The 17,553-nt window shown below is 63.4% G+C and carries 16 protein-coding genes; 6 read left to right on the top strand and 10 right to left on the bottom strand.

Going from position 1 to position 17,553, the window contains the following annotated elements:
* Nucleotides 1-8: 8 nt before the first annotated feature.
* Nucleotides 9-1,292: a TRAP transporter large permease subunit gene (locus CKW22_RS14490; protein WP_095064275.1), complete on the bottom strand. Its 1,284-nt coding sequence runs from the start codon at nucleotides 1,290-1,292 to the stop codon at nucleotides 9-11.
* Nucleotides 1,292-1,810, bottom strand: a complete 519-nt coding sequence (locus tag CKW22_RS14485) for a TRAP transporter small permease (protein WP_033696880.1) — start codon at nucleotides 1,808-1,810, stop codon at nucleotides 1,292-1,294. Before CKW22_RS14485 ends, CKW22_RS14490 begins: the two co-directional genes overlap by 1 nt.
* 341 nt (nucleotides 1,811-2,151) lie before the next feature.
* Between CKW22_RS14485 and CKW22_RS14480 the strand changes: the two genes are divergently transcribed.
* Both CKW22_RS14480 and CKW22_RS14475 read left to right on the top strand, forming a co-directional pair.
* Nucleotides 2,152-2,721, top strand: a complete 570-nt coding sequence (locus CKW22_RS14480) for an SPOR domain-containing protein (RefSeq protein WP_033696881.1) — start codon at nucleotides 2,152-2,154, stop codon at nucleotides 2,719-2,721.
* Between the two features lie 115 nt (nucleotides 2,722-2,836).
* The gene (locus CKW22_RS14475) at nucleotides 2,837-3,262 is read left to right on the top strand and encodes a GTP pyrophosphokinase (protein ID WP_033696882.1); all 426 of its coding nucleotides are present in this window, start codon (nucleotides 2,837-2,839) and stop codon (nucleotides 3,260-3,262) included.
* Nucleotides 3,263-3,265: 3 nt separating this feature from the next.
* Here CKW22_RS14475 and CKW22_RS14470 read toward each other — a convergent pair whose 3' ends face one another.
* Both CKW22_RS14470 and CKW22_RS14465 read right to left on the bottom strand, forming a co-directional pair.
* The gene (locus CKW22_RS14470) at nucleotides 3,266-3,958 is read right to left on the bottom strand and encodes an endonuclease (RefSeq protein ID WP_033696883.1); all 693 of its coding nucleotides are present in this window, start codon (nucleotides 3,956-3,958) and stop codon (nucleotides 3,266-3,268) included.
* A 6-nt stretch (nucleotides 3,959-3,964) separates the two neighbouring features.
* Complete coding sequence (locus CKW22_RS14465) at nucleotides 3,965-4,207, bottom strand: DUF1654 domain-containing protein (RefSeq protein WP_033696884.1); 243 nt, start codon at nucleotides 4,205-4,207, stop codon at nucleotides 3,965-3,967.
* A 219-nt stretch (nucleotides 4,208-4,426) separates the two neighbouring features.
* Here CKW22_RS14465 and CKW22_RS14460 point away from each other — a divergent pair, with 219 nt between their 5' ends.
* Nucleotides 4,427-6,550: a TonB-dependent receptor family protein gene (locus CKW22_RS14460; protein WP_371856421.1), complete on the top strand. Its 2,124-nt coding sequence runs from the start codon at nucleotides 4,427-4,429 to the stop codon at nucleotides 6,548-6,550.
* A gap of 29 nt (nucleotides 6,551-6,579) precedes the next feature.
* On the opposite strand, the gene CKW22_RS14455 is transcribed toward CKW22_RS14460, so the two are convergent.
* The 5 genes from CKW22_RS14455 to CKW22_RS14435 form a co-directional block, all read right to left on the bottom strand.
* Entirely contained in the window at nucleotides 6,580-7,875 is a 1,296-nt protein-coding gene (locus tag CKW22_RS14455) for an FAD-binding oxidoreductase (RefSeq protein ID WP_095064274.1), read from the bottom strand.
* Between the two features lie 53 nt (nucleotides 7,876-7,928).
* Nucleotides 7,929-8,351: a RidA family protein gene (locus CKW22_RS14450; protein WP_047581942.1), complete on the bottom strand. Its 423-nt coding sequence runs from the start codon at nucleotides 8,349-8,351 to the stop codon at nucleotides 7,929-7,931.
* Between the two features lie 26 nt (nucleotides 8,352-8,377).
* Entirely contained in the window at nucleotides 8,378-9,517 is a 1,140-nt protein-coding gene (locus CKW22_RS14445; protein WP_033696889.1) for a tyramine oxidase subunit B, read from the bottom strand.
* Between the two features lie 185 nt (nucleotides 9,518-9,702).
* Nucleotides 9,703-11,013, bottom strand: coding sequence for a hypothetical protein (locus CKW22_RS14440; protein WP_095064273.1), 1,311 nt, complete (start codon nucleotides 11,011-11,013; stop codon nucleotides 9,703-9,705).
* Nucleotides 11,014-11,201: 188 nt separating this feature from the next.
* A complete protein-coding gene (locus CKW22_RS14435; RefSeq protein WP_095064272.1) occupies nucleotides 11,202-12,689 on the bottom strand; it encodes an aldehyde dehydrogenase family protein in 1,488 nt (495 codons plus the stop codon).
* Nucleotides 12,690-12,964: 275 nt separating this feature from the next.
* Between CKW22_RS14435 and CKW22_RS14430 the strand changes: the two genes are divergently transcribed.
* From CKW22_RS14430 to feaR, 3 genes are all read left to right on the top strand, one after another.
* Entirely contained in the window at nucleotides 12,965-14,461 is a 1,497-nt protein-coding gene (locus CKW22_RS14430; protein WP_033696897.1) for an APC family permease, read from the top strand.
* A complete protein-coding gene (locus tag CKW22_RS14425; RefSeq protein WP_033696899.1) occupies nucleotides 14,442-15,026 on the top strand; it encodes a DUF3156 family protein in 585 nt (194 codons plus the stop codon). The genes CKW22_RS14430 and CKW22_RS14425 overlap by 20 nt, the downstream gene beginning before the upstream one ends.
* A 114-nt stretch (nucleotides 15,027-15,140) precedes the next feature.
* Nucleotides 15,141-16,085: a transcriptional regulator FeaR gene (gene feaR / locus CKW22_RS14420; protein ID WP_095064271.1), complete on the top strand. Its 945-nt coding sequence runs from the start codon at nucleotides 15,141-15,143 to the stop codon at nucleotides 16,083-16,085.
* Between the two features lie 80 nt (nucleotides 16,086-16,165).
* Here feaR and CKW22_RS14415 read toward each other — a convergent pair whose 3' ends face one another.
* On the bottom strand, nucleotides 16,166-17,464 hold the full coding sequence (locus CKW22_RS14415) for an FAD-binding oxidoreductase (RefSeq protein WP_047581948.1): 1,299 nt from the start codon (nucleotides 17,462-17,464) through the stop codon (nucleotides 16,166-16,168).
* Between the last annotated feature and the right edge of the window lie 89 nt (nucleotides 17,465-17,553).

Raw genomic sequence — 17,553 nt, 5'->3', positions numbered from 1 at the left:
GTAGGGGATCAGTGGCCGAACCACTGAGCGGGGACGGTGACCAGTTCGGGGAAGATGACCAGCAGGAACAGCACGATGATTTCGGCGATCAGGAACGGGAACGTGCCCTTGAGCAGCGCCTCGTAGCGCATCCTGCCGATGCCGCACACGACGTTCAGCACCGTGCCCACGGGTGGGGTGATCAGGCCGATCGAGCAATTGATCATGAACAGCACGCCGAAATAGATCGGGTCGATGTTGGCGGCGGTTACTACCGGCACCAGGATGGGCGCAAGCAGCAGTACGGTCGGCGTCAGGTCCATGACCATGGAGATCACCAGGATCAACAGCATCAACACCACGATCAGCAGGCGTGGGTTGTCCATCACTGGCTGGATCAGGTCGATGATCTGCCCCGGGATGTCGGCGATGGTGATCATCCAGGCGGGTATCGAGGCAGCGGCGACCAGGAACATCACGGCGGCGGTGGTCTTGCCGGCGCGCATCAGCAGGTCATTGAGCGACTTGAGGCTGAGTTCGCGGTAGATCAACGACGACACCAGCAGGGCATAGACGCTGGCAACCGCACCGGCCTCGGTGGGGGTGACCACGCCAAAGCGCAGGCCTACCACGATGATAACCGGCAGCATCAATGCCCAGAAGCTGTCGACCAAGGCCTTGAGGCGCTGCTTGGCACTGGCCTTTGGGCTCAGCTCGACCTCGGTATTGCGCCGCGACATCAGCCACCAGGCCACGACCAGGGCGGCGGCGATCATCAGCCCCGGGGCAATGCCGGCAAGGAACAGCTTGGTGATCGACAGGCCGGAAGCCACCCCCAGCACGACGAACCCGATACTGGGCGGGATGATCGAACCGAGCACCGAGACCGAGGCGATCAAGCCGCCGGAGCGGTCGCGGTTGTAGCCGGCGATGACCATCATCGGCAGCAGCAGCGCGGTCAGCGAGGCCGCGTCCGCCAGTGCCGAACCGGACAGGCTGGACAGCAGCACGCCAGCGAAGATGGTGACGTAGCCGAGCCCGCCGCGCAGGTGGCCGACCAAGGTGATGGCCAGGTTGATGATGCGCTTGGACAAGCCACCGCTGTTCATGACCTCGCCAGCGATGATGAACAGCGGAATGGCCAGCAGGGGGAAGCTGCCTGCAGAGTTGATGATGTTCTGCGCGATGATCTGGCCATCGAACAGGCCCAGCAGCCACATCAAGGCAACGCCGCAGAGGATCAGGGCGTAAGCGATGGGGGCGCCGATCAGGATGGCGGCCATCAGCACGCCGACGAAGACAGACAGGGCCATTATTCGACTGCTCCGTGTTCGGCTGCCGAGGGTTCGGCCGGGGTGTGCGCGGGCAGGGTGCCCGTGAGGTTTCTGACCAGCTGGGTAAAGATCAGCAGGCCGCTGAGTATGCAAAAGACCAGGCCTGCACCATGGAACAAGGCCATGGAAATGCCTGTGGAGGGGGCGCCTACATGCAGGTTGATCACGGTCTGTTTCCAGCTGCCGTCAAGGAACAGCCAGGTCACGTAGAGCATCAGCACTTGAGTGAGCGCCAGCAGGCACCTGGCCACGCTGGGGGAGACCCGCCGGGTAACGATGTCGACGCCGATGTGGCCATGTTCGTGAAGCATCAGTTGGGCGCCGGCGAACACCAGCCAGACGAAGGCCAGGCGCGAAATCTCCTCGCTGAAGAACAGGCCCGAGTTGAAGCCGTAGCGCAGCACGACATTGGTGAAAATCAGGCAGGTGATGGTGACAAGGCACCCGATCACCAACGTCTTCAGAACCAGGAAGTAACCATCGATCAGTGTTTTCATGGCGCCTCCTGGAGCATCACTGCCCAGGGAGCGCCGAAAGCGCTTGGTGCGAGAACGCGGACAGGAACATCCACCTGTAAGTGTGAGCGGGGCATGGAGTCACCTTTTTATTATTGGACATACGTCGTCGTACGACTGTGTGGATTGTTCAACGAAACGCCCGGTGTCTGCTGCCTCAAGTTTTTTATCAGGGGGATAAGAAATAGCGATCAGTGGGCTGGCGCCGCGCGTGCAAGGGACTGCCGTCGCAGCGTCGCGGTAGCAGGGTGTAACGTATGGTCGCGGTCCTTGCCCTGGGTCGGCATGCTAGAATCCGCCCCTTCGAATCTGGAGGTACACGCGTGCGCAAACTGGCTGTGGTAATGGCAGTGCTCGCCCTGGCGGGCTGTGAAAACGAGGTCGAAGGCGTGCACAAGCAGGTGGCCGAGCACCTGCACAACCCCAAGACGGCCAAGTTCGGCAACGTGCGGATCGACACGAATGGCACCCTCTGCGGCCAGGTCCGCGGCAAGGACGATGCCGGGCAGTACGAAGCCTACCGCAGCTATGTGGCGATCAAGCGTGATGGCCAGTACCAGATCATCGTCGACGACAGCGGCAACAACCTGCGCATCCGCGAACTGTGTGGCGGTGCCGACCTGCAGCGCCGCGCCGAGGCGCTGGCCGGTGAGCCGGCCCCTGAAGGCTGGGATGTCGAAGTGGTGCAGGGGGCGAACATGGGCGCATTGAGCGACATGACGGCGCGCCTGATCGAGAAGGGCATCCCGTCTTCTGTCGAATACCGCAACGGCAAGCCGGTCGTGCTGATGGGGCCGTTCCCCACCAAGGAAGAAGCCGAGGCGCGCAAGGCCGAGGTGATGGCCAAGCTGGGGACCGATTCGGTGGTGATCCAGCACGGCGCCCAGCGCTGAGGGTTATCCAGGCTGCAAGGCAGGCCGCAAGGGCTCTATCGCAAGCAGCCGACCTGTCATCTGCGACCAGTGCGGGCTATGCTTGCACTGGGAGAGCTGAACGGGGAGGGGCCTCATGTCTACACTGGAGCGGGCCATTGTCGTGGCAGCCAAGGCACATGAAGGGCAATACGATAAGGGTGGGGCGGCGTACATCCTCCACCCGTTGCGCGTGATGATGCGGGTTTCCACGCCCGAGCAGCGGATCGTCGCGGTGCTTCATGATGTGATTGAAGATACCCCGCTGACCCTGTCCGACCTGGCGCGTGAAGGTTTTGCACTGAAAATTCTCGCCGCCTTGCTGGCGCTGAGCCGACGTGACGGCGAGGCCTATCAGGACTTCGTGGTACGGCTGGGCGTCGACCCGCTGGCGCGTACCGTCAAATTGGCCGACCTGGCCGACAACAGCGACCTCTCGCGCATCGCCTGCCCAGGCCCTGCCGACCTGGCGCGGCTGGCCCGTTACCGGGAGGCCAGCGCCTACCTGCAGACACTGGCCTGACCCTCAGCCGCAGGCCTTGAGGTTCACCGGCCCGACGAATGCGTTACCACGCCCCATCACGCAGGCCACCTGCTGGTTGCGTTGCAGCTCCCAGGCCTGCGGTGGGTACGTCTTGTTCCAGGCTTCGAACAACTGGCGGTCCTGCTTCGACAGGCGCAGGTTGTACTGCTTGCTCATGTAGAAGTAGGTGCGCGCGATCATGCCGCGGATCGAGGGGCGCGGCATGACCTTCTTGGCCTTGAAATCGACCTGGGTCAGGCAACTGCCGTACTGACCCCGCTGTTCGGGCAGCCAACCGAAACTGAAGTTGCTGCGGTCGCCGTTGACCTCGCCAATGCTGGGCACCAGGTTGTGCAGGTCGGCCTCGGCGCGTTTGTACACCTCATCCTGTTGCGAGCATTGTTTGCGCCCTCCGGCCTGCCAGCACTGGCGCTGGTGGCCAATGTGCCAGGCCGGCACGATGTGCTCCCATTCGATGCGCGAAGCCCGTTGCGCATTCTTGCGCGGGGCATAACCGCAAGAGGCAAGGTCGACCTTGTTGCCTTTATATTTGCAGCCGCAATAAAACTCCGTCGACTGGGGCGCGTACAGCTTCCAGGCGACTTTCTTGGCCTCCTGGAAGGTGCGCGGGGCATCGGCTTGGGCAAGCGGGGTGGCCAACAGCAGGCAGGTTGCAGCGAAAAGCGAAACTCTCATGCGCGGTCAGTCTTCCTTGGGCACGGTCCAGAAAATCTGCACGCCACCGTCGTCGCGATGGGCGAGTGTGACGTTGTCGTTTTCGGCGATTTCCTCAAGCAGGGTTTCCCAGTCGTCCGGGGATTCCTGCTCCAGGCGGAAGATCAGCGCGGCGCGGTTGCGCTGGGCGGATTGGCTGTTGATGATCTTCTGGATACGGACACCCAGTTGTTCATAGCTGCTCGGCGTTGCTGAGGAGGTGCTGGCCACAGGCATTTCCTTGTTTTTGCTGTATGTGCATACAGTATTTCACTGTAAGTAAATTCGCAACTGCCTGTGAGGCGAAAGAGTGTGTGACTGAGGAGAAGGATTGATACCATTCAGCCCATCACCCCTCCGCCATCATTCGCGCGCGCTGTGCATGGCCACAGCAGCGACGCCTTGGGCGTGGCCCGCAACGGGTCAGGCGCAAGTTTCAGGAAGCTTCACATGTACCCACTCCCTTTGCATCGACCTGCCCACTTGCGCACAGGCCTGGCCCTGTTGCTGACCGGTAGCATGAGCCCCTTGAGCCATGCCGGCAGCGAGGCAACCGATGTGCTGATCACCGACCCTGTGGTGGTCACCGGCGCCTATGCGCCAACCGGTAGTTTCGACTTGCCTTTTTCGATCGATACCGTCGACCTTTCACAGGGCAATGACGGCCAGTTGGGCGTCAACTTGTCGGAAGTGCTGACCAAGGTGCCTGGCCTGGTGGTGCAGAACCGGCAGAACTACGCGCAAGACCTGCAGGTGTCTTCGCGGGGTTACGGCGCACGCTCGGCCTTCGGCATTCGTGGCCTGAAGCTGCTCAGCGACGGCATTCCGGCCAGTACCCCGGACGGGCAGGGGCAGGCGGCCTCGCTGAACCTGGATGTGGCCGACCGTATCGAAGTACTGCGTGGCCCGGCCGCGACCCTTTACGGGAGCAACGCCGGCGGCGTCATCCAGATGTTCAGCCGGGACGGGCAGGGGCCTGCCAGGGTCGGGGCCGAAACCACCTTCGGCAGCGACGGTTTCAACAAGAATCACCTGTCGGCCGAGGGCGGTAACGAGACGGCCGGCTTTGTGCTCGATGCCTCGCGCATGGACACCGACGGTTACCGTGACCACAGCGCTGCCCGCCGCGACCAGACCTTCGCCAAGGTGCACGTCAGGCCAGACGCCGATTCACGCCTGGCACTGATCTACAGCAGCCTTGAGCAAAACAACACGCAAGACCCGTTGGGGCAGACCTGGAGCGCTTACCAGCACGACCCGCGCTCCACCGCGACCGTGGCTGAAACCTACAACACCCGCAAAAGCATCGACCACCAGCAGTTGGGCATGAACTACGAGCGCTATTTTGGCGATGCCACGTTGCAGTTCAATCTCTATGCGGGGCAGCGCAGCGTCATTCAGTACCTGTCCATCCCCAAGACGGTGGCCTCCAACAACCAGCGTGGCGGTGGGGTCGTCGACTTCGACCGTGAGTTCCACGGTGGCACCTTGCGCTGGATACAACCGGTTACCGCCGCACCCGGCAACCTGACCGTCACGGTGGGCGCGGACTACGACCAGAGCAAGGATGACCGCCGCGGCTACCAGAATTTCAGCGGCGACACGCTAGGCGTCAAAGGCGAGTTGCGCCGTGACGAGCAAGACACCGCCACCAGCCTGGACCCATACATCCAGGCGCATTGGGAAATCGGCGACTGGACCACCCAGCTCGGCGTGCGCCACAGCACCATGCAAATGCGCGTCGATGACCACTACCTGGCCAATGGCGACGCCAGTGGCAAGAAGAAATATCAGCAGAACACGCCATCGCTGTCAGTGATGTACGCGTTCACTGCCGACTTGCGTGGTTACGTGAGTGTCGGCAAGGGTTTCGAGACCCCGACCCAGGCCGAGATGGCTTACGCGCCCGGCCTGGTCGAAAGCTTCAATTTCGGGCTCAAGCCTGCCACCAGTACCCAGTATGAACTGGGCGTGAAATACCGGCTCGGTGAGCGCACCCGGATCAACGCAGCGGTCTACGAAATCCACACCGATGATGAAATCGTCGTGGACCGCTCCACCGAAGGCCGCACCAGCTATCGAAACGCTGGGCGAACCTTGCGCCGCGGTTTCGAGGCGAGCCTGCACAGTGACCTGAGCGATCAGTGGCAAACCACCGTGGTCTACACCCGCACCGATGCCCGCTATGCCGAAGATTTTGCCCAAGGCACGCAGACTATCGACAGCGGTAACCGGCTGCCTGGGGTACCGCTGAACAACCTGTATGGCGAGCTGGTATGGAAGCCTGCGACGTTCGTCAGCATGGGGGTTGAAGGGCAATACCGCAGCAAAGTGTATGTGGAGGACAGCAACAACGCCAAGCCGGCGCCTGCCTATGCCGTGTTCAACTGGCGAACGCGCTTTGAGCAGCACGTCGGGCCTTGGACGTTTCATCAGCTGATCCGCTTGGATAACCTGCTTGACCGGCAGTACGTGGGGTCGGTGATCGTGGGCGACAGCAACTCGCGTTACTACGAAGCTGCGCCTGGGCGCTCGTGGTATGCCGGGGCAGGGTTGGAGTATCAGTTCCGCTGATGTGATGCGGTGCTATATCCGCTGAGGGTTCAGGCGAAGCGTTCGAACCGATAAGGGCTTGGATCGATCAGCGGTGGCGCTTGCGAAACCAGGTCTGCGGCCAGTTGGCCGGCAGCCGGCGAGGTGCCGAAGCCATGGCCGGAAAAGCCGGTGGCCAGGGTCAGGCCGGGTAGGGCCGGCACCGGCCCGATGACCGGGTTGGAGTCGGGGGTGACGTCGATGGTGCCGGCCCAGGCTGCGGCGATCTGTGCCTGCTCGAAGACCGGCCAGGCCGCCTTGAGGTTACGCAGGGCTTCGTCATTGAGAGCGGTGTTGGCCTGCGGGTCCTGAACCCTGACGCGTTCGAAGGGCGTGACTTGCGAGGCCTTCCAGTGCCGGGCCAGGGCCAGGTCCTTGAAGAAATACTTGCCGAAACTGATGCGCAAAAAATCACGTTGCGCCCGCAATTGCGGCAGGTAGCGCCTGCCCAGCAGCACATGGTCCCAGGTCAGGAACGCATCGAGCGCGCCGCGTTGGGTGATGATGTAGCCGCCATCCTTGTGTTTGCGAAACGAAAAGTCCGGTGCGCCCACGGCGATGTCGGTCGGGCCTTGCAGCGGGTGGGTACGCAGCACGGAACAGGTCAGCGGCAAGGTGGGCAGGTCGATATCGAGGTTGCCGAGAAACTTGCGTGACCACATGCCCCCGGCCAGCAGCACCTGCTCGCAGCGGATCTCGCCTTGTTCGGTGACCACGCCGCTGACCCTGCCGGCGGCGGTGACCAATGTGCGCACGGCGCAGTTTTCCACGATCACTGCGCCTTTGGCGATCGCCGCCCGGGCAATGGCGCTGGCTGCCAGGGTTGGCTCCGCGCGGGCGTCGGAGGCGGTGTAGATGCCCCCGGCCCATTCGGCACGGCCACCGGGCACCCGGTTGGCAATCTCTTTGCTGCTGAGCAGGCGAGAGTCCAGGCCAAGGTGCTCGATGCTCTTCAGCCAGCTCTCGTGCATGCCCATTTGCGTGTCGTTACGGCCAATGAACATGATGCCGGCTTGCCGGTAGCCGACATCGCAGCCAACCCGCTCTGGCATCTTCGCCCACAGCCGATCGGCGGCCAGGGCCAGCGGAATGTCGTGCGCATGGCGGTTGGTCTTGCGCACCCAGCCAAGGTTGCGCGACGACTGCTCGCCCGCCAGGCGGCCCTTCTCCAGCACCATCACCGGGATGTTGCGCTCGGCCAGGGTCAGGGCTGCGGTCAGGCCGATGATGCCTGCGCCGATGATCACCACGCTGGTGGCCTGAGGGTGGGTGGTACTGGTGTGCACAGGATCGATGACGGGGGACATGGCTTCACTCGGCGGCAGTGTGAACAGAACGTGGCGGGTTCAAGGCGGGCAGGTCACTGGCCCAGCCGGATCAACGTGACCTGCGCGCGGGAGGCACCCCGGTACGCCGTCACTTCCAGCTCGACCTTGTACACGGTCGACCCCAGCGGCGGGCAGGTGACGGTGGTGGCCGGGTCGACGCCCCTGAATTTCTCGCCGATCACGTCCATGACCTTGGGAACATCGTTTGGGTCCTGGATGAACACGCGCGAGCTGATCACATCGCCCAGCCCAGCGTCGACGGCCGCCAGCGCGGCTTCGATGTTGGCGAACACCTGATGAGTCTGTTCGATCACGTCTTCGGGGATGATCTGGGTCTGCGGGTTGCGGCCGGCGGTGTTGGACACGTAGATCCAGTTGTCTACCGCCACCAGGCGGGAGTAGCTGGCCATGTCTTCGAATTTGGAGCCGGTTTTCAGTTTGGTGATGTGCGTCATGGGGGAGCCTTTTGAGGTGAGGAGGGTCAGCTGAGGACAGGTTTTTCCCAGAGGTTGAGCTTTACGCCGATGCCTTTCTCGACAGCGTTGCGGTACACCACGGTGCCCCAGGCGACGTCTTCCACGGGCATGCCGCCCACCGACATGATGATGATTTCATCGTCGTTCAGACGCCCTGGCGCATCACCGCTGATGATCTTGCCGATGTCTTCGACCTGCGCGGCGTCGAGCGTGCCTTCGGCGATCATGTCCATGAAGCGCACGCCTACCAGCGGCACGTGGTTGTGCGCAGGCTTGGGCAGTTCGTCGAACCACGCTTCGTACAGCCCGGTGTTGTCCACCACCTTGCGCACGTCCGAACGCTCCATGCCTGCATCGATGCTGCAGGGGGCGGGCATCGCCAGAAACGCGCCGGGCTTGACCCATTCGCGGCGTACCAGCGGGTAGGTGCTGGGGTCGCCGACTTCGCCCGAGCTGCAATAGCTGACCAGGTCGGCATCACGCACCACCTCTTCCAGGGTTTGCACGACCTGGATGCGCGTGATCTGCGGGAAGGTGGCCTTGACCCAGGCCACGAACTCATCGAGGTTCTTCTGGCCACGGCCTTTGATCTTGATCGTGTCGATCAGCGGGCACACGGCCATGAACGCGGCGACCGTGGTCTTGCCCATCACACCTGGCCCGGCCAGGCCGATGACCTTGGCGTCCTTGCGGGCCAGGTGGCGCGCGCCAACACCGGGGATGGCGCCGGTGCGGTACGCCGACAGCAGGTTGGCCGACATGTGCGCCAGGGGCGCGCCAGTGTCGGCGTCGTTGAGGGTGAACATCAGGATGGAGCGCGGCAGGCCCTTTTCCCGGTTGGCGATGTTCGAGCCATACCATTTGGCGCCTGCGGTGCGGAAGCTGCCGCCCAGGTAGGCGGGCATGGCCATCATGCGACGGTCTGCGGTGGGCTTGGGCATGTGCGGGAAGGGCGACTGTTCGGGGAACGTGATCATCGCGCCGTGGGAATCGTTGTTCGGGCCGGCCATGCGGTAGTCGCCCTGGTAGAGCAGGTTGAACATCGCTTCCATGGTGTCGACACAAGCGGGCATGTCGGTCACGCCGGCGCGGATCATGTCCTGCTCGGACAAGTAGATGAAGTCAATTCGGGTATCGAGGGTCATGGCGGGTCTCGCAGGGCGGCCGTTGTCAGGGACGACGGCGTCATCGGGTTTTGTTGTTGTGGGCTGGCGCTAACACGTGCGGCCAGTTTCGCTAACGGCTGGCAGGGCGTCTTGTGCCTGCGTGCCAGCCGTTTTGACCTGCCGTGCCATCGGCGTATTGGCAAGACGGTGACTGCCATCAGGGCCTAGAAGGGCACCGCGATGGTCAGCTGGCTGTAGACGTTGGTGCCGTTGCCACCCACCTGGTTGCCGCCGTTGCTTTCGCCCTTGCGTGGCTGATACAGGCCGACCAGCGGGCTGATGACCAGGTGCTCGTTGACCGCCCATTCCAGGTACAGGTCGAGCTCCCTGGCATCGAGGTTGAGGCTGTCGCGGGTGCGCACGGTATCGAAGTCGAAATACAGCGCACCGACCGTGAGGTTTTCCAGCGGGGTAGCCTTCACGCCAACATGGTGAATGCCGGTGTTGCTGTTGAACGGGCCGGCGTAGTTGGCGGCGACCTCACCCTGGAACCAGGTGCCATAGCCACTGGACAGGCCACTGAACAGCGAATCCCAGCCTGCCGAGTAGCGCGTGTAACGGTAGGTCACCTGGGGTGCCCAGGGCAGGTCGGCGAAGGTGTAGCCGGCCTGCAGGTACCAGGCTTTTTCCGGGCCGCCTTGCTTGTCTTGCCACGCGTATTCGAAGGCGAAGCTGGCGTTGTCGATGCCGGCGCTGCCTTCGCCCCGCAAGCTGTAGACATCCATGCCCTCACGCGCCTTCTGGAAGGCGCTGGCCCATTGGTCGGTGACGCCGATGCCGTGCACCCAGGTCAGCCCCAAGGTGCCCAGGGCATGGGTGTAGTCCAGCGTGCCTGCGGCCAGTTCGGTCTCGGCCTGTGCGCGGTTGTCGGACTTGAGCCACAGCAGGCTGCCATGCAGGCCATCCTGCCCGCCCAGGCGCAGCACGGCGGTGCGGTCGAAGGCATGGCGCGCCGCCAGGTAGTAGGCACCGCCGCGGTCCAGGGTGCCATCCGCCACGCCGTTGCCCAGGTTGGGCCCGTCGTCGTTGATCAAGAAGCCACTGCCCAGGCGCACCACCTGGCGCCCTCCGGAGATATCCACGCCATCCTTGCCCAGCCAGGGCAGCAGATCGCCCGAACGCCAGCCCAGGTAGGCGTCTTCGATCTTGGTGGTGCGTTCGGAGCCATCGGTATTGCCTGCGGCATCGCCATCGCCCCAGGTGGCGGAACTGACCCAGTTCAAGGCGCCATAAAGGCTGCCGTTGCCGGCCAGGCCCTGATCGCCGCTAACGCCATACTTGATGAAGCCCTCGCGCCAGGTCGAGCCACCGGGGGTGCCGTCATAGTTCTTGCGGCTGTTGAACATGCCCCACACCGCGAGCATGTCGGCATTCAAGTGGCTGTCGTCGTCGGCGTAAAGCTCGTAGGCCGGCGCGGCCTGGCTGGCCAGTAAGGTGGCCAAGGCCAGGGCGGACAGCCGTTGCGGTTTGAACATTGCACTTCCCTCGATTGTTCTCGGCACCTTGCAAGGCGGCCTTTGTTTTTCGGGGGCACCCGTGTGGGGACGAGGCGCCGTCGCGGTTGGCTGCGACGGCCTATTAGCGCGTGGATGGCAGGGTGGGGTCTTGTTCGTGGCTGCCAAGGCGTTTGCACGCCTTGGCCAGGCCTGTTCGATTGGCCTATTCAGTAACGGATCATCACCGACTTGAGCTCGGTGAAGTCATCGATGAACGCCGAGCCGAACTCGCGGCCGATGCCGGACGCCTTGATACCGCCAAACGGCACGGCCGGGTCGAGCAGGGTGTGCATGTTGACCCACAAGGTGCCGGCCTGGATTTCCGGCACCAGGCGCATGGCCTTGCCCAGGTCGTTGGTCCATAGGCTGGCGCTCAGGCCATAAGGCGTCGCGTTCATCAGGTGCAGCAGTTCGTCTTCGTCGTCGTAAGGCAGGAAGGTCGCCACCGGGCCGAAGGTTTCCTGGTTCAGCAAGGTGTCGCTGGCGGCCTTGGCGAGGATCACCGTCGGTTCGACGAAGCAGCCCGGGCCCTCGCCAATCTGCCCGCCATGGATGATCTGGCTGCCCTCGGCGCGCGCGGTGGCGAACAGCTCGGCCAATTTCTGCTGGTGCGGCTTGTTGGCCACTGGGCCGAACTGGGTGGCCTCATCCAGGGGGGAGCCGACCTTCAGCTGGCTCAGGCGCTGGGACAGCGCATCGAGCAGCGGGTCGATGCGCGAGCGGTGGACGAAGAAGCGCTCACCCGCTGCGCAGATTTGCCCTGAGTGCAGGAAGCCTGCCTCGATGATGCCATCGACGGCCTTGTCGAGCGCCACGTCAGGCAGGAATGCCACTGAGTTCTTGCCACCCAGCTCCAGAGTCGCCCGGGTCAGCTTGGCGCCCATGGCGGCCTGGCCGACGGCGATGCCGGTAGGCACCGAGCCTGTGAACGAGACCTTGTCGGTGCCGGGGTGCTCGATCAATGCCTTGCCCACCAGGCCGCCACCGGTCAGCACGTTGAGCGCGCCCGGCGGCAGGCCGGCCTGGCTGGCCAGTTCGGCGATGCGCAGCAGCGTCAGGGGCGTGAACTCGCTGGGCTTGAGGACGATACTGCAGCCGGTGGTCAGGGCCGACGCGAGTTTCCAGATGGCGATCATGGTGGCGAAGTTCCACGGCACGATGCCCACGACCACGCCGATCGGTTCGCGCAGGGTGAATGCACTGTAGCGCTCACCGGCGAACGAGGGCAGGGACGGGGTGATGGTCTGGCCGGTGATCTTGGTGGCCCAGCCTGCGTAATAGCGCAAGAAGTGCGCGGCCTGCTCGACTTCGAAAGCGCGCGAGATACCGATCAGCTTGCCCGACTGCAAGGTTTCGAGCTGGGCCAGTTCTTCGCGGTTGGCTTCCAGCAGGTCGGCCAGTTTGAACAGCACGGCGGCGCGGGCGGCGGGGCTGGTGCGCGACCACGTGGTGAAGCCCTGGCGGGCCGAGCTCACGGCATGCTCCACATCGGCCTGGTTGGCGTCGGCGATGCGGGCGATGGTTTCGCCATCGGCCGGGTTGACCACCGCAAGGGTCGCAGACGATTGGCTGGCCAGGTGTTGGCCGTGAATGAACACGCCATGTTGTCGGGCCATGAATGCGGTGACCGCGGGAATAAGGGTAATGTCGCTCATGCAGGCTCCTGAGGCAGAGACGCGGCCCGGCAGGCCGCCAAAGCGTCGAGCATAGTGAGCGTGCACGGTGTTGATCTTGCATCTCCCTGACGCCGGCATGACGCTGCCTGCCAGGCGTGATGGCATTGGCAGGCAGCAACAAGGGCCACGGCAGCCATGGGCAAGACGCCCTGCCGGCTGCGGCGCACAGTGGCAGCGCAGGGAGGCAAACAACAGCCGTGCGTGCAGGTTCGCTTGCCGCGTTCAACGCCACAAAAACAAGCCGGGGCATAACGATGTCACTCAACAATAAGCTCACCGAGCATCTCAACCGGGGCACTGTCGGGTTCCCCACGGCGCTGGCCAGCACCGTCGGGCTGATCATGGCCAGCCCGGTGATCCTTACCGCGACCATGGGCTTTGGCATTGGCGGCAGTGCCTTCGCCATGGCCATGGTCATCGCGGCATTGATGATGCTGGCGCAGTCGACCACCTTCGCCGAGGCGGCGGCGATACTGCCGACCACAGGGTCGGTGTACGACTACATCAACTGCGGCATGGGCCGGTTCTTCGCCATCACCGGCACCTTGTCGGCCTACCTGATCGTGCACGTGTTCGCCGGTACCGCCGAGACCATTCTGTCTGGCGTCATGGCCCTGGTGAACTTCGAGCACCTCAATACCCTGGCGGAGTCCGCAGGTGGCTCGTGGCTGCTCGGCGTGTTCTTCGTGTTGGCATTCGCGGTGCTCAATGCTTTTGGCGTCAGTGCCTTCAGCCGCGCCGAGGTGATCCTGACCTTCGGCATGTGGACCACGCTGATGGTGTTTGGCGTGCTCGGCCTGATCGCTGCCCCGGCGGTTGAGCTGGAAGGGCCGTTCGGCGCTTCGCTGGTCGGCACCGACCTGATGACCATCCTCTCGCTGATCGGTATGGCCATGTTCATGTTCGTCGGGTGTGAGTTCGTCACCCCGCTGGCGCCGGAACTGCGCCGTTCGGCCTGGGTGTTGCCGCGGGCCATGGCGTTGGGTTTGTTTGGCGTGGCCAGCTGCATGTTCATCTACGGCGCGGCGATGAAGCGCCAGGTGGAAAACGTTGTGCTCGATGCCGCCAGCGGTGTGCACCTGCTCGACACGCCTATGGCCATCCCGCGTTTCGCCGAGCAGGTGATGGGCGATATCGGCCCGGTGTGGCTGGGTATCGGCTTTCTGTTTGCCGGCGCTGCCACCATCAACACCTTGATGGCCGGGGTGCCGCGCATCCTCTACGGTATGGCGGTGGATGGTGCACTGCCCAAGGCCTTCAGCTACCTGCATCCGCGCTTCAAGACGCCTTTGCTGTGCATTCTGGTGGTTGCCTTGATCCCGTGCCTGCACGCCTGGTACCTGGGGGGCAACCCGGACAACATCCTGCACCTGGTACTGGCGGCGGTGTGTGCCTGGAGCACCGCTTACCTGCTGGTGACGTTGTCGGTGGTGATCCTGCGCATCCGTCGTCCGGACCTGCCACGTGCCTACCGCTCGCCGTTGTTCCCGCTGCCGCAGATCCTCTCCAGCAGCGGCATCGTCATCGGCATGGCGTTCATCACCCCACCGGGCATGAACCCGGCCGATATCTACGTGCCGTTCGCGATCATGCTGGCCGGCACCGCGACCTATGCGCTGTTCTGGACGCTGTGCGTACAGAAGGTCAACCCGTTCAAGCCGGCGCGGGTCGAGGATGTACTGGCACAAGAATTCGCGGCAGAGCCGGGCCCTGCAGTGGAGCACATGCAGCATGATCAGACATTTGCGTGAGCGCCTGCTGGCGCCGCGTGCCCCAACCGGTTACCGGCCAGGGGCTACGCTGGGGCTGCTGTCGCGTAACCTGGGGCAGGTACAGATGCACCTGCTGGAACCCGCCCGCGCGGTGCTCGACAACCCCGCCCAAGGCTGGCGTGCCGAGGTGCGCGAGTGCGTCGAGGCGCACTTGCTGATGCACGTGGTGACCTGCGAATTCCACCTGTGCCTGCCTGCCCTGCAAGGGGGCGAGGTGAGGCTTGAATTGCGTCACGCTGGTGCAATCCGCCGTACGGGCCTGGCCTGCGTGTACCGCAGCGGTGACAAGGCGCGCTTCATCCAGGCACGTGACCTGCTGCTGAGCAATGCGCAACTGACCGCTGCGCTCATGCCGCTGGATTTCAAGCGCCTGGCCCTGGAATGCCGCGATGGCCACTGGTGGCTGACCCTGGAACACATGGGCGGCAGCGAAGTGGTCAACCGCATGCCGGCGTTCCGGCGCTACATCCAGATCAGCCCGCCGCAGCGGGCGCACCTGATGGCTTGCCTCGGCCTGTTCGGGGAGTCGCTACCCCGCCTCTGACCTTTTTCTGGCACGTGCCTTGCTCCTGTTTCAGGCGAGAGATCACAGTTGTGCGGTCATTGATAACATGTTAACAATGGCTGCATAACAACAAATTCTGCGTCGAGGGCATCCATGCACACTCAACAACCCAATCGTCAGGGGCTGGAAAGCTGGACCACGGCCATGCAGCAGATCTGCGGCCGTTTCGAGACAGCGCTGGCCTCCAACCATTCCTTGTTCATCGGCGAAGTCTCCACGTTTTCCCGTGCGGGCCTGCCGCTTGCCAACCTGCGCACCAACGCCGGCAACATCCGCCGGCTGGGCGATAACCCGACCCTGGACGATGACCAGCATTGCTTTCTGGTCAGCCAGCGCATGGGGCATTCGACGGTGGCGCAAGGCGGCATGAGCGTCAGCCTGGCGCCGGGTGAATTGTTGCTGATGGATTCGGTCGGGCGTTGCGAAATCACCCCCAACGGCCTGATCGAACATGTGTCGCTGGCCCTTTCCCGCGAGCAGGTGCGCAAGCATGTACAAGGCGCGGGGGCAATGTTTGGCAAGATCTCCTCGACCAATGCCTGTGGGCGCATGCTGCATGTGCTGATGGACCAACTGTGCAAGGACGACCATGTCAGTGGCGATGGTGCACAAGGCGATGCGCTGCAGACTGCATTCATTGCGTTGCTCGAACCGGGCTTCGAGCGTAATGGCGAAGGCGCTTGCAACCTGGGGCCGCTCAGTGGTGGCAACCTGCGCAGCTATGTGCAGCAGGTGATTGATGAGTCCCTGTCGCAGCCGGGGCTGACACCGGCCAACCTGGCGGGTCGGCTGAATATTTCGGTTCGCCACCTGTACCGGTTGTTCGAGGAGGAGGGCGACAGCGTCTGCCGCTACATCCAGCGAGCGCGCCTGAAGCGCAGCGCGGACGACCTGGCCAACCCGTTCTTCAAGCGTGAGTCGATTACCTCGATCGCCTACAAGTGGGGCTTTACCGACTCGGCGCATTTCAGCCGCTCGTTCAAGAAGCAGTTCGAGCAATCGCCCAAGGACTTCCGCGCACAGGCCCTGGTCATGTAGGCCTCAGCTTACCGCCTGTTGTACGCCTTGCCGAGTGGCGGTGAGGGTCATGGCAGTGCTTCAGTAATGAAAGCAAAGGTTCAGCGGCGGCCGTTGAAATAGCCTGAAAGCTGGTGCACGGCTTTGCCGGCGGTAAGCAGTAGCGGGCGGAAATGGTCCTTGCCGAATATCCGCGCATGCTTGACCGAGCTGACCAGCTCATAGCGTGCCGACCCTTCGTGCATGCCTTCGGCGAGGAGTTTGCAAATGATGTGGCTGGGGGTGACGCCGAAACCCGAATAGCCCTGGACATAGAACGCGTTGGGACGATTGCTCAGCGTACCGATCTGGGGGAACAAGTTGGCGCTGGTGGCCATCGGGCCGCCCCAGGCCAGGTCGATGCGCACGTCCTTGAGGTACGGAAAAATCTTCAGCATCAGGGCGCGGTTCCACGCCTTGAGGTCCAGCGGGATGTGTTCGATGCAGGAGGTGGCGGCGCCGAACAGCAGGCGGTTCTCGCGGGTGACGCGGTAGTAGTCGATCACCGGGCGGATATCGCTGTAGGCGCCCCGGATCGGGCTGATGCGCGCGATCAGTTGATCCGGCAGCGGCTCGGTCATCATCTGGAAGGCGTAGGTGTTGACGGTGCGCGCGTGCAGCTCCGGCTCCAGCTTGTTGAGAAAACTGTCGCACGCCCACAGCAGTTTGCTTGCACGTACCGAGCCGCGGCCGGTGCGCACCTTGATACGCTCGCCGTAGGTCACTTCGAGCGCCGGGCTGTGCTCGAAAATGCGCGCACCGTGGCCGACCAGGGCCTGGGCCTCGCCAAGCAGCAGGTTGAGCGAATGCACGTGGCCACCGCCCATGTGCAGCAGGGCACTGCTGTAGGCGTCGCTGCCGATGATCTGGCGCACGTCCGAGCCTTCCAGGTAGCGGATTTCGTCTTGCGAATTGATGGCCTTGAACTGTTTTTCCCACGCGCGCAGGGTGTTCGCCTGGCGGCGATTGAAGCCCATGTAGCCGTAACCATGGCAGAAGTCGGCGTCGATGGCGTAGCGGGCGATGCGCGCCTTGATGATGCCGGCGCCCAGTTCGCTGAGCGCGAAGATTTCCTGCAGGCCCTGGTCGCCGACACTGCTTCTGATCTTCTCCAGGTCATGGCCGATGCCCGCCATGATCTGCCCGCCGTTGCGCCCGGTGCCGCCGAAACCCAAGTAGCGGGCTTCGAGCACGACGATGTTGGTCACGCCTTTTTCGGCCAGTTCCAGCGCCGTGTTGATGCCGGAAAACCCGCCACCGATGACCACCACATCCGCCTCGATGTCATGTTCCAAAGTGGGGTAGTTCAGGTTGTACTTTTTGGTGGCGCCGTAATAGGTCGGGCTTTCGAGGGTGATCATGACGCAGCCTGCCGAATGGGAGTTGTGATAGGGCTGTTTCGCAAGCGCACTGGCACATGCGGCCATTGAACGCCTGGCTATCGCCGGGG

The organism is Pseudomonas sp. Irchel s3f19, assembly GCF_900187555.1.
GTDB classification, from domain to species: Bacteria; Pseudomonadota; Gammaproteobacteria; order Pseudomonadales; family Pseudomonadaceae; genus Aquipseudomonas; species Aquipseudomonas capeferrum.
The sequence above is the reverse complement of the archived record's forward strand: the minus strand, read 5'-3'. Positions and strand labels throughout refer to the sequence as shown.